Annotated in this window: 9 protein-coding genes and 1 tRNA gene; 9 read left to right on the top strand and 1 reads right to left on the bottom strand. The window is 59.7% G+C overall.

All coding sequences use genetic code 11. From position 1 onward, the window contains the following. The first annotated feature begins 329 nt into the window (after window positions 1-329). From murC to Q1Y74_RS04155, 6 genes are all read left to right on the top strand, one after another. Entirely contained in the window at window positions 330-1,730 is a 1,401-nt protein-coding gene (murC, locus tag Q1Y74_RS04180) for a UDP-N-acetylmuramate--L-alanine ligase (protein WP_300812484.1), read from the top strand. A gap of 23 nt (window positions 1,731-1,753) precedes the next feature. Next, the gene (locus Q1Y74_RS04175) at window positions 1,754-2,491 is read left to right on the top strand and encodes a cell division protein FtsQ/DivIB (RefSeq protein ID WP_300812483.1); all 738 of its coding nucleotides are present in this window, start codon (window positions 1,754-1,756) and stop codon (window positions 2,489-2,491) included. 119 nt (window positions 2,492-2,610) lie between these two features. Then, complete coding sequence (gene ftsA, locus Q1Y74_RS04170) at window positions 2,611-4,035, top strand: cell division protein FtsA (protein ID WP_300812482.1); 1,425 nt, start codon at window positions 2,611-2,613, stop codon at window positions 4,033-4,035. Between the two features lie 122 nt (window positions 4,036-4,157). After that, the gene (gene ftsZ, locus Q1Y74_RS04165; protein WP_300812481.1) at window positions 4,158-5,471 is read left to right on the top strand and encodes a cell division protein FtsZ; all 1,314 of its coding nucleotides are present in this window, start codon (window positions 4,158-4,160) and stop codon (window positions 5,469-5,471) included. Between the two features lie 145 nt (window positions 5,472-5,616). Next, complete coding sequence (locus Q1Y74_RS04160; protein ID WP_300812480.1) at window positions 5,617-6,066, top strand: GatB/YqeY domain-containing protein; 450 nt, start codon at window positions 5,617-5,619, stop codon at window positions 6,064-6,066. Between the two features lie 225 nt (window positions 6,067-6,291). Beyond that, a complete protein-coding gene (locus Q1Y74_RS04155) occupies window positions 6,292-8,499 on the top strand; it encodes an alpha-L-rhamnosidase C-terminal domain-containing protein (protein ID WP_300812479.1) in 2,208 nt (735 codons plus the stop codon). 185 nt (window positions 8,500-8,684) lie between these two features. Here the strand turns inward: Q1Y74_RS04155 and recO are convergent, their stop codons facing one another. Then, window positions 8,685-9,413, bottom strand: a complete 729-nt coding sequence (gene recO / locus Q1Y74_RS04150) for a DNA repair protein RecO (RefSeq protein WP_300812478.1) — start codon at window positions 9,411-9,413, stop codon at window positions 8,685-8,687. A gap of 347 nt (window positions 9,414-9,760) precedes the next feature. Between recO and Q1Y74_RS04145 the strand changes: the two genes are divergently transcribed. The 3 genes from Q1Y74_RS04145 to gyrB all read left to right on the top strand — a co-directional run bounded on the left by Q1Y74_RS04145 (window position 9,761) and on the right by gyrB (window position 12,305). Then, window positions 9,761-9,832, top strand: a tRNA-Glu gene (locus tag Q1Y74_RS04145). Window positions 9,833-9,872: 40 nt separating this feature from the next. Further along, on the top strand, window positions 9,873-10,127 hold the full coding sequence (gene rpsT / locus Q1Y74_RS04140; protein WP_300812477.1) for a 30S ribosomal protein S20: 255 nt from the start codon (window positions 9,873-9,875) through the stop codon (window positions 10,125-10,127). 216 nt (window positions 10,128-10,343) lie between these two features. Further along, window positions 10,344-12,305 (top strand): DNA topoisomerase (ATP-hydrolyzing) subunit B, encoded by a 1,962-nt coding sequence (gyrB, locus tag Q1Y74_RS04135; RefSeq protein WP_300812475.1) that lies wholly within the window; start codon window positions 10,344-10,346, stop codon window positions 12,303-12,305. Window positions 12,306-12,605 lie beyond the last annotated feature (300 nt).

Here is a 12,605-nt window from a genome sequence, read left to right as displayed (position 1 = left end):
AAGCAAGACTCATCAATCATTTTAAACCAAAATGTCAAAGAACTCTCGTTATTTGATGATATTTAAAACTAATGCGATTTTATCGCACCAGTAGTAATTGAAAATAAAGAATTAAGCCAGAGCCGGGAACCGTTCCCGCATCCGGCCTGCACCATGCAGGCACCGTGGCCGGACCATGCAGGCACCGAGCACGGACCATGCAAGCACCGTACGCGGACCATGCAAGCATCCTCCGGACACCCGGCAGGCATCCTCCCGAAGGCCTGCATCCGCCGGCCGGAAACGCCGCTCCGAGGCTCTGGAAACAGAACTTGAACAAAGAAAGAACCATGAAGATAGAAACCATCCAATCCGTCTATTTCGTGGGCGCAGGAGGCATCGGCATGAGCGCCCTGATACGCTACTTCCTCTCCAAGGGAAAAGTGGTGGCCGGCTACGACCGCACCCCCAGCGAACTGACCGGGCGGCTCATTGCCGAAGGCGCGCAGATACACTACGAAGAAAACGCCGGCCTGATACCCGAATGCTGCAGGCAGCCGGAGAGCACGCTGGTGGTCTACACCCCCGCCGTGCCGCAGGAACACGCCGAACTGGCCTACTTCCGCGCCCACGGCTTTGAAATCCACAAGCGCGCCCAGGTGCTGGGCATCATCACCCGCGGCAGCAAGGGCCTCTGCGTGGCAGGCACACACGGCAAGACCACTACCAGCACCATGACCGCCCACCTGCTGCACCAGTCGCACGTGGGCTGCACCGCCTTCCTGGGCGGCATCTCCAAGAACTACGGCACCAACCTGCTGCTCTCTGCCGAAAGCCCCTACACGGTCATCGAGGCCGACGAGTTCGACCGCTCGTCGTTCCACTGGCTGTCGCCCTACATGAGCGTCATCACCGCCACCGACCCCGACCACCTGGACATCTACGGCACCAAGGAAGCCTATCTGGAGAGCTTCCGCCACTACACCACGCTCATCCAGCCCGGCGGCGCCCTCATCCTGCACACCGGCCTGGAAGTGCAGCCCAGCGTGCAGCCCGGCGTAAAGACCTACACCTATTCGCGCAGCGAAGGCGACTTCCACGCCGAAAACATCCGCATCGGCGGCGGCGAGATTTATCTCGACTTCGTGGCGCCCGACACGCGCATCAACGATGTCCGCCTGGGCGTGCCCGTCAGCATCAACATCGACAACGGCGTGGCCGCCATGGCCCTGGCCCACCTCTGCGGCGTCACCGACGAAGAAATCAGGCAGGGCATGGCCAGCTTCGGCGGCGTAGACCGCCGCTTCGACTTCAAGCTGAAGACCGACAAGGCCGTGCTGCTGAGCGACTACGCCCACCACCCCGCCGAGATAGCCCAGAGCCTGAAGTCCGTGCGCGAACTGTACGAAGACCGCAAGATTACCGCCGTCTTCCAGCCCCACCTCTACACCCGCACCCGCGACTTCTACCGCGAGTTTGCGGACAGCCTCTCGCTGGCCGACGAGGTCATTCTCACCGACATCTATCCCGCGCGCGAGCAGCCCATCCCCGGCGTCACCAGCCGGCTCATCTACGACAACCTGCGCCCGGGCATCGAGAAGTGCATCTGCCCCAAGGAAGACGTCCTGAACCTGCTGGCCGGAAAGCCGACCGACGTAGTGGTCGTGCTGGGTGCGGGCGACCTGGACAACTACATGCCGCGCATCAAGCAGGTGCTGGAAACCAAGGCGACGGACGGCAACCGTCCCTGATAACGACATTAACCGCAAACGTCATGATCAAACGAATATTACTCTCAATCGTCATCCTGCTGGTGGCCGCCTACCTGGTGGCAGCCATCACCGCCTTCAACAGGCAGCCCGCCGACCTGGTGTGCAACGAAGTGGAAATGGTCATCAAGGACAGCGTCTACGCCGGATTCATCACCCGGAAGGAAATGGTGGGCATGCTGGAGAAGAAAGGCGTGAACCCCATCGGCAAGCCCATGGACCGCATCCGCACCGAGACACTGGAGCAGGTACTCTCGGGCCACCCGCTCGTAGACCGCGTGGAATGCTACAAGACGCCCAGCGGCAAGCTGTGCATGGAGGTACACCAGCGCATCCCCATCCTGCGGGTGATGAACGCCGACGGCGAGAACTACTACATAGACAACAAAGGCAACGTGATGCCGCGCGACGCCCGCTGCACGGCCCACCTGCCCATCGTGACCGGAAATGTAGAAAAATCGTTTGCCACGAAGGAAATCTACAAGTTTGGTGTATTTTTGCAGCGGAATTCCTTCTGGGCTTCACAAATAGAGCAAATCCACGTACTGCCCGGGAAGAACATCGAACTGGTGCCTCGCGTGGGCGACCACCTCATCTACCTCGGCAGGCTGGACAACTTTGAAAGCAAGCTGGAACGGATGAAACTCTTCTACGAAAAAGGATTGAACCGCATCGGGTGGAACAAATACGAACGCATCAGTGTTGAATTTGGAAACCAGATTATAGGAAGCAAAAAAGAATGAAGAACGGATGCCGCATTCCGCCCCGGGACGCCAGGCCGGCCCGACCCTGCCAGCCCCCACGGACGGAAGACGAGAACGGCATCCAGAAAGCTGAAATCAGAAATCTAAAATACAACAATATGGCAACAACAGATTTTATAGCCGCCGTCGAACTGGGTTCCTCCAAGATAACCGGCATCGCCGGAAAGAAGAACAGCGACGGAAGTATACAGGTGCTGGCCTACGCGCGCGAAGAAGCCGCGGGAGCCATACACAAGGGCACCATCTACAACATTGACAAGACCGCCGTGGCACTGAAGACCATCATCAACAAGCTGGAGGCCCAGCTGGACAACTCCATCGCCAAGGTCTACGTCGGGATAGGCGGACGCTCGCTCCGCACGGTGGAGAACGTGGTGAAACGCACCCTGGACGAGGAAAGCATCATCAAGCAGGAACTGGTGGACTCCATCTGCGACGAGAACCTCGAAGTGCCCCTGGCCGACATGTGCGTGCTGGACGTGGCGCCCCAGGAATACAAGATAGACAACAGCCTGCAAACAGAGCCCGTGGGAGTGACCGGCAGAAACATCACAGGCCACTTCCTGAACATCATCGCCCGCGCCTCGCTCAAGAAGAACCTCGAACAGAGCTTCCAGCAGGCACGGGTGGAGATTGCCGACATGGTCATTGCCCCCGAAGCGCTGGCCAAGGCCGTGCTCACCGAAAACGAACGCAGGGCCGGATGCGCGCTGGTGGACTTCGGAGCCGAAACCACCACCGTCATCATCTACAAGAACAACATCCTGCGCAGCCTCAACGTGCTGCCCCTGGGAGGCAGCACCATCACCCAGGACATCACCTCCCTGCAACTGGAAGAGAAGGAGGCCGAAGACCTGAAGCTGAAATACGGCGACGCCCTCTACGAAGAGGAGGAAGAACAGGAGTCGGCACCCACGTGCCTGACCGAAGAAGGCCGCAGCATCGCCCTGAACGAGCTGAACAACGTGATAGGAGCCCGCGCCGAAGAGATACTGGCCAACGTCTGGAACCTCATACAGCTTTCGGGCTACGAAGACAAGCTGCTGTCCGGCATCGTGCTCACAGGAGGCGGCGCCAACCTGAAACACCTGGAAGAAGCCTTCCGCAAAACAAGCAAGGCCGAGAAAGCGAAAGTGGCACGCTTCGTCAACATACCCGTTCACGGCCTCAGCGAAGCGCTGAAAAAAGACGGCATGCAGAATACGCTGCTGGCCCTGCTGGCCTCCGGAAACGAAAACTGCTGCCTGCAGGAAACACCCAAGCCCGCACAGACCGTCACCCCGCAACAGCCCGCCGACATCTTCAAGGACGACGAAGCCCTGAAGGCCCAGGAGGAAGAAAACCGCCGCAAACGTGAAGAGGAAGAAAAGAAGAGACGGGAAGAGGAAAGACGGAAGAAGGAAGAAGAAAAGCGGAAGAAGGAAGAAGCCAGAAAGAAAAAGAAGAAAGACGGACCCAGCTGGTTTGAAAAGACCTTCAACAAGCTGTCCAACGAAATCTTCTCGGACGAAGACATGAAGTAGACAGCAAGCAGGCTTCGGCTTCCGGCACACGGGGCCTCCGCCCTGCACGAAGCAGGCCGGACATCCCGTCAGGAAACTGAAGCCCGAAACCATCCATCCAACAACAGAAAACATTTACAGTTATGGAAGATATAGTACAATTCGATTTCCCGACAGACTCACCGAAAATCATCAAAGTCATCGGGGTGGGCGGCGGAGGAGGAAACGCCGTGAACCACATGTACCGCGAAGGCATACACGACGTGGCTTTCGTGGTCTGCAACACCGACCGCAAGGCCCTCGAAGAGTCGCCCGTCCCCGTGAAGCTCCAGTTGGGACACGAGGGACTGGGAGCCGGCAACCGGCCCAACAAGGCCAAGGAAGCCACCGAAGAAAGCATTGAGGAAGTGAAAGCCATGCTGGACGACGGCACCAAGATGGTGTTCATCACCGCCGGCATGGGCGGAGGTACGGGTACGGGAGCCGCACCCACCATTGCCCGCATCGCCAAGGACATGGACATCCTCACCGTGGGCATCGTCACCATCCCCTTCCGCTGGGAGGGCGACAAGAAGATTGACCAGGCCCTGGACGGCGTGGAGGAAATCAGCAAGCACGTAGACGCCCTACTGGTCATCAACAACGAGAAGCTGGGCGAAATCTACCCCGACCTCTCCGTCATCAGCGCCTTTGCCAAGGCCAACGACACCCTGCTCATCGCAGCCAAGAGCATTGCCGAAATCATCACCATGCGCGGCATCATCAACCTGGACTTCAACGACGTGAAGACCGTGATGAAGGACGGCGGCGTGGCCATCATGAGCACCGGATACGGCGAGGGCGAAAACCGCGTGAGCGAAGCCATCAAGAACGCACAGCACTCGCCCCTGCTGAACAACAACGACATCTTCAACTCAAAGAAGGTGCTGCTCAACATCTCCTACAGCCCCGACCACGAGCTGATGATGACCGAGATGGACGAGGTGAAGGAGTTCATGAACCGCTTCAACCGCGATTTCGAGACGAAGTTCGGCATGGTGGTGGACAAGGAGCTGGGCGAGAAAGTGAAAATCACCCTCCTGGCCACCGGATTCGGCATACAGGACATCCACATGAAGGAGATGGACGAACGACTCATCCAGCGCAGCGCCGAAGAACAGCAACGGCTGGCCGAACAGGAGGAGGAGGAGGAACAGCGCCGCAGCCGACGCGAGGTGTACTACGGCAAGGACGCCAACACCAAGTTCCACCGCCTGCGCCGACGCCACATCTACATCTTCACCCCCGAAGACCTGGACAACGACGAAGTCATCACCCTGGTGGAAAACAGCCCCACCTACCTGCGCGACAAGACCACCCTGAACAGCATCAAGCTCAAGGCCGAGGAAGCCGGCAGGATGGCCACCGAGGCCGCACAGGAAATGGAAGGCGCCGACGGCGGAGTCATCACCTTCTGAGCCGGAGGAGCCTCACCCCCGCCCCCTCTCCCGAGGAGAGGGGAGGAAGAAAGACGGAAAGCCGTAAGCCGCCGGACAACCGCGTGGGCGGCTTGCGGCCCGCACCCTGATAAAGAAATGCAGAAACTCTAAATAATCAAAAACCATGGATTTGTTCGACAAAGTCAGCGAAGACATTAAAACCGCAATGAAGGCCAAAGACAAAGTGGCCCTGGACACACTGAGAAACATCAAGAAAGTATTCCTGGAAGCCAAAACCGCACCGGGCGCCAATGACACCCTGACGGACGACGCAGCCCTGAAGATTATCCAGAAACTGGTGAAGCAAGGCAAGGACGCGGCCGAAATCTACGTGCAGCAGGGCCGCCAGGACCTGGCCGACGGCGAACTGGCACAGGTGAAAGTAATGGAAACCTACCTGCCCAAGCAGATGAGCGCCGAAGAACTGGAAGCCGCCCTGAAGGCAATCATTGCCGAAGTGGGCGCCACCAGCGGCAAGGACATGGGCAAGGTGATGGGCGTGGCCAGCAAGAAGCTGGCAGGCCTGGCCGAAGGACGGGCCATCTCGGCCAAGGTGAAGGAGCTGCTGGGATAAGCCGGCCCCGAACGGCCGCACACCGGCCGGCCACAGACGAGGAGACAAGAAGACGGGAACGCGGCAGACGCCGCACAGGCCCGCCGGCTTGTCTCCTCGCCGGCTTTATGCCCGACCCGCCCGGACGGCCCTTTTCACCGCAAGCCTGGCAGATTGCGGCCCAACCGCTTGCAAATCTCTGAAAAAATGCCGAAACTTGCAGGCATAACTTCAGCACACACACCCATGAACAAACTCCTGTTGACCCTCCTCCTGCTGTGGAGCTGCCTCGCAGGCCGCTCCCAAGTACTGACCCTGCCCCTCTCGGAACCCGCCACGCCCGGCCTGTGGCTCTGCTTCCGCACCCGCCTGCATCTGGACAAAGAACCCTCGGAGGCCGAACTGCGCATTGCCGCAGACAGCAAATACTGGCTCTGGATAAACGGCACCCTGCAAGTGAGGGAGGGAGGCCTGAAGCGCGGCCCCAACCCGCAGGACACCTACTGCGACGTGCTGCACGGCACACGGGGCCTGCACCGCGGAGACAACACGGTGGCCGTACTGGTGTGGTACTTCGGCAAGGACGGCTTCAGCCACCGCAACTCGCCCACGCCGGGCCTTGCCTTCAGCCTGAAGGTGGACGGCAAGCCGACAGACACCGACGGCCCATGGCGCGTGTGCCGCCACCCGGCCTACTACCTGCCGCAGGGCGAAGCCCCCAACTACCGCCTGCCGGAATCCAACATCGGCTTCGACGCCTCCAGGGACATCCCTTTCCAGCTCCCCGACTACGACGACCGCGCCTGGAGCCCCGCCCGCGTCCTGACCCTGGAGCAGGCCGGATGGAACCGACTGGCAGACCGCCCCATCCCCCAGTGGAAGGACTACGGGCTGAAGACCTACACCCGCACCGAACGGAAGGGAAACCAAATCTACGCCTACCTGCCCTACAACGCGCAAGTCACCCCCTACCTGAAGATAAACGCCCCCGCCGGACTGAGCGTGGACATCCGCACGGACAACTACCGCGGCGGCTCGGCCACCAACGTCTTTGCCCGGTACACCACGCGCCAGGGCGAGCAGGAATTTGAGTGCCGCGGCTGGATGAACGGCCACTGCGTGATATACACCCTGCCCGACGGCTGCGAGGTGCAGGAACTGAAATACCGCGAGACGGGCTACGACACCGCCTTCGACGGCAGCTTCTGGTGCGACGACCCCTTCCTCACCCGCCTCTGGACAAAGGCGCAGCGCACCCTCTACCTCACCATGCGCGACACCTACATGGACTGCCCCGACCGCGAGCGCGCACAGTGGTGGGGCGACGTGGTGAACGAACTGGGCGAAGCCTTCTATGCCCTGGACGAGAAGGCGCACCTGCTCACCCGCAAGGGCATCAGCGAGCTGGTGGACTGGCAACGGGCGGACAGCACCCTCTTCGCCCCCGTCCCCGCCGGCAACTACAAGGACGAACTGCCCATGCAGATGCTGGCCAGCGTGGGCCGCTACGGCTTCTGGACCTACTACATGGGCACGGGCGACCGCGAACTGATGGAATACGTCTACCCCAAGGTGAAGAAGTACATCCACGTCTGGAAGACCGCCCCCGACGGACTGGTCATTCCCCGCCGGGGCGGATGGACCTGGGGCGACTGGGGCGACAACAAGGACATGGAGCTGCTGTTCAACCTGTGGTACGCCATTGCCCTGGACGGCTACGGCCGCCTGGCACAACTGACGGGCCACGAGGCGGAAGCCCGCTGGGCCGACGCCACCGCCGCACGGCTGAAGACCGCGTTCCACCGGAAATACTGGAACGGAACCTGCTACCGCTCGCCCGGCTACACGGGAGAGCCCGACGACCGCGCCCAGGCGCTGGCCGTCGTGTCGGGCACGCTGCCCCCGGAGCTCTACCCCGTCCTCCGCCCCTTCTTCGGCCGCCACTACCACGCCAGCCCCTACATGGAGAAATACGTGCTGCAAGCCCTCTGCCAGATGGGCTGCCACCAGGACGCCATGGACCGCATGCGCCTGCGCTACAAGGACATGACCGACAGCCCCCTCACCACCCTGTGGGAAGGCTGGGGCATCGGCAACGAAGGCTTCGGCGGAGGCAGCTACAACCACGCCTGGAGCGGCGGGCCGCTGACCATCCTGAGCCAGTACATCGCGGGCATCGAGACGGTGGAGCCGGCCTTCAGCGTATTCTCCGTATGCCCCCACCCGGGCAACCTGAGCCGGGTGAAGGCCACGGTGTCCCTTTCTGAGGGCCGCTCCATCGGCGCCGACATCCGCAAGGACCCCGGCCAGTGCAGCCTGCTGCTCACCGTCCCCCGCCGCACCCAGGCCGTGCTCCTCCTGCCCCAAGGATACAGCCGCCTGGAGGTGGACGGAAAACCCGCGGAGCCGGGCACCCGGCTGAAGGCGGGAAGCTGGCAGGTGGTCTACCGCTGAAAAGCCATCCGCCCCCCACCCCGCACCGGCCTCCGACGGCCTGTTCACCGCCCGTGCGGACAATGCTTGCACGGTGCGCGGACGATGCTTGCACGGTGCGCGGACGGAGCAAGCACGGTGCGCGGACGGAGCTTGCACGGCCTGAGCGCTGAATATCAAGGGGGAAAGGCAGAGGCTGTCCGGCTTCAGTCGAACAGCTCCTTCAGCACCTCCAGCGACTTCAGCACGGGGAAGTCCGGCAGGTGCAGGCGGTAATACTCGTTCAGGATGGTCAGACAGCGCGCACGCTCCGCGCGGCTCATGCCGAAGAGGTGCATCGTGTCGTAGTTCATGCGCATCAGCGTAGTCAGCCTCGAGGCCTCCTGCGGCCCGATGTAGTTGGAGTGCGCCAGCGGCTTCCGGGGAGTGAAGCACGCGTTTTGCAGGTCGAAATAACACCCCTCCGAATAGCCCTCCAGGTTGGGGTAAAGCCCCAGGAAGCGCGAGAGGCGCATCAGAAAGACCAGATGGAAGTTGGCAAAGCCCGAACGGCACTCGTCCAGCCAGACGACCGAGTGTTGCAGGTAGGCAAAGAGCGGGCGGTTTTCGGCCTCCTCGCGCAGGGCGCGGCAGAGGAACTCGGAGAGGAACAGGGCGATGGACGACTTGTAGGGGTCGTAGGGAAGCGACGAGAACGGATAGGCCGACCGGGCCTCCTTCACCTTGAACAAAGAAACGTTGGGGCGGAAGTCAGCCTCCACCTCGACCAGCGCCAGGGGCTGGAACAGCGAGGGCCTGACAAGCGTGCGCCGCGAGCGGGGCACGGGCACCAGAAAGGAAGCACGCCCCTGCACCTCGGTGTAGACGTCGGCTATGAGCGAAGTGTCGCTGTACTTCAGCGTGCGCAACACAATCCCCTGCGTATTCTGTATCATATCGGTCGTTCAGTTAATCCGTATTCCAAATGCAAGGGCAAAGCTACAAAAAAAGCCGCGACGGCAGAAGCATCCGGCCCGCTTCGTGAAAAAAAACGGCACACCCCGCCCGCCCCCTCCGCCCCGGCGGCCGGAGCGGGCGGCGCACGGAAAAAAAATTCCATCCCCGCAAAAACTCATAAACCGCTCATTTACAACGCACAGAGCAGACACAGGGAAAAACGGCGAAGAAAAAATCAGCATTTTTTTTGCAGAACGCTTGGCCAATTCAAAAATAGTTTCTACCTTTGCATCCGCAAACGAGAGAAAAGCGCTCTCGGAAGAGCGGAAACGCTCAGCCAAAGGATGGCCCGTTCGTCTATCGGTTAGGACGCAAGATTTTCATTCTTGAAAGGGGGGTTCGATTCCCCCACGGGCTACAATTAAAAAAATAAACGAATTAAATAAAGATTAGTCGAGATGGCAAATCACAAATCATCACTGAAAAGAATCAGACAGGAAGAGACAAGAAGACTTCACAACAGATATTATGGCAAGACCATGAGAAACGCTGTTCGTAAGCTTCGCGCAACAACCGACAAGGCTGAAGCAGCAGCCATGCTCCCGGGCGTTGCCAAGATGCTGGACAAGTTGGCAAAGACCAATATCATCCACAAGAACAAAGCTAACAACTTGAAGTCCAAGCTGGCCGTTTACATCAACAAGCTGGCTTAATCAAGAAGAGCTTTTCATTCAGGCAAAGATACAGGAAGGCCGGATTATCCAATCCGGCCTTTTTTGCATGCCCATGCGCCGCGCCTCCGCCCGGCAGGCACGCCGGCCGAAAGGAAAAAAAGCGGCTGAATCCCCTAATTTATCGCCCGTCCGGAAGCGATATCCCAAAGATTTTCACTAACTTTGCTCTGTTATTTCAATCAAGGAAAATAAGGTATGACAGAAGAAGAAAAGATAAACGGCGAAAACAACTATTCGGCCAGCAACATCCAGGTCCTGGAGGGTCTGGAGGCCGTGCGCAAGCGTCCTGCCATGTACATTGGCGACATCAGCAACAAGGGTCTGCACCACCTGGTCTATGAAGTGGTGGACAACTCCATCGACGAAGCGCTCGCCGGCTACTGCGACCACATCGAGGTCACCATCAACGAAGACAACTCCATCACCGTACAGGACAACGGCCGTGGCATCCCCGTGGACTTCCACGAGAAGGAGCAGAAGTCGGCCCTGGAAGTGGTCATGACCGTGCTGCACGCAGGAGGCAAATTCGACAAAGGCTCCTACAAGGTGTCCGGCGGTCTGCACGGCGTCGGCGTATCGTGCGTCAACGCCCTCTCCACCCACATGACTACCCAGGTTTTCAGAAACGGAAAAATCTACCAGCAGGAATATGAATGCGGCCACCCGCTGTACAGCGTCAAGGAAGTGGGCACCACCACCCTCACCGGCACGCGCCAGCAGTTCTGGCCGGACGGCAGCATCTTTACCGAGACCGTCTACAACTACGACATACTGGCCACCCGCATGCGCGAGCTGGCCTACCTGAACGCAGGCATCAAGATTACCCTCACCGACCTCCGCACGAAGGACGAAGCAGGAAACCCCGTCCAGGAAGTCTTCCACTCGGAAGAAGGACTGAAGGAATTCGTCCGCTACATCGACTCCTCGCGCGAGCACCTGATGAACGACGTCATCTACATCAACACCGAGAAGCAGGGCACGCCCGTAGAAGTGGCCATCATGTACAACACCTCGTACACCGAAAACGTACACTCCTACGTGAACAACATCAATACCATCGAAGGCGGTACACACCTGGCCGGCTTCCGCCGCGCGCTGACCCGCACGCTGAAGAAGTATGCCGAGGACAACAAGATGCTGGAGAAGGCCAAGGTCGAGATTGCGGGCGACGACTTCCGCGAAGGACTGACGGCCGTCATCTCCATCAAGGTGGCCGAACCCCAGTTCGAAGGCCAGACCAAGACCAAGCTGGGCAACAACGAAGTGATGGGCGCCGTAGACCAGGCCGTGGGCGAAGCCCTCTCCTACTACCTGGAAGAGCATCCGAAGGAAGCCAAGCTCATCGTGGACAAGGTGATACTGGCCGCGCAGGCCCGTGTGGCCGCCCGCAAGGCCCGCGAGTCCGTACAGCGCAAGTCGCCCATGAGCGGCGGCGGCATGCCGGGCAAGCTGGCCGACTGCTCCAGCAAGGACCCCGAGGAATGCGAACTGTTCCTCGTCGAGGGAGACTCGGCAGGCGGCTCGGCCAAGCAGGGACGCAACCGCGTCTTCCAGGCCATCCTGCCCCTGCGAGGCAAGATTCTGAACGTGGAGAAAGCCATGTGGCACAAAGCCTTCGAAAGCGAAGAGGTGAACAACATCATCCAGGCGCTGGGCATCCGCTTCGGCGTGGACGGCGAAGACAGCAAGGAAGCCAACATCGACAAGCTGCGCTACAAGAAGGTCATCATCATGACCGATGCCGATGTCGACGGTTCCCACATCGACACCCTCATCATGACGCTCTTCTTCCGCTACTTCCCGCAAGTCATCCAGCAAGGCTACCTCTACATAGCCACCCCGCCCCTCTACCTCTGCACCAAAGGCAAGGTGAAGGAGTACTGCTGGACCGACCAGCAGCGCCAGAAGTTCATCGACACCTACGGCGGCGGCTCGGAAAACGCCATCCACACACAGCGCTACAAAGGTCTGGGCGAAATGAACCCCGAACAGCTGTGGGAGACGACCATGAACCCCGAGAACCGCATGCTGAAACAGGTGCATCTGGAAAACGCCGCCGAGGCCGACTACATCTTCTCCATGCTGATGGGCGAAGACGTGGGCCCGCGCCGCGAATTCATCGAAAAGAACGCTACATACGCCAATATTGACGCCTGAGAAATAACGGCAGGACGGCAAGACGCCAATATTGGAAAGAAAACCCGATGCCGTCCGCCACAATTGCCAACCCGCATCTTACAACGAAGAGCCCCGGCCCGGCAGGAAAATCCTGCCCGCCGGGGCTTTTCATATCCCCGCCGCCCCCAAATCGGCGGAAAGAAGCCTCCCGAACCGTCATTCATGATACATTTCTGTGAAAAAAGCCCCGGAAAGATTGTTTTATAAGTAAAAAGCTCTAATTTTGTCACAAATTGATGCAGAAAGAAGCGAACCGGCGACAATCCAGGTCCACTCATC

Origin of the sequence: uncultured Bacteroides sp., from assembly GCF_949298305.1 — a bacterium.
Lineage (GTDB): Bacteria > Bacteroidota > Bacteroidia > Bacteroidales > Bacteroidaceae > Bacteroides.
This window is presented reverse-complemented; position numbering and strand designations above follow the sequence as displayed.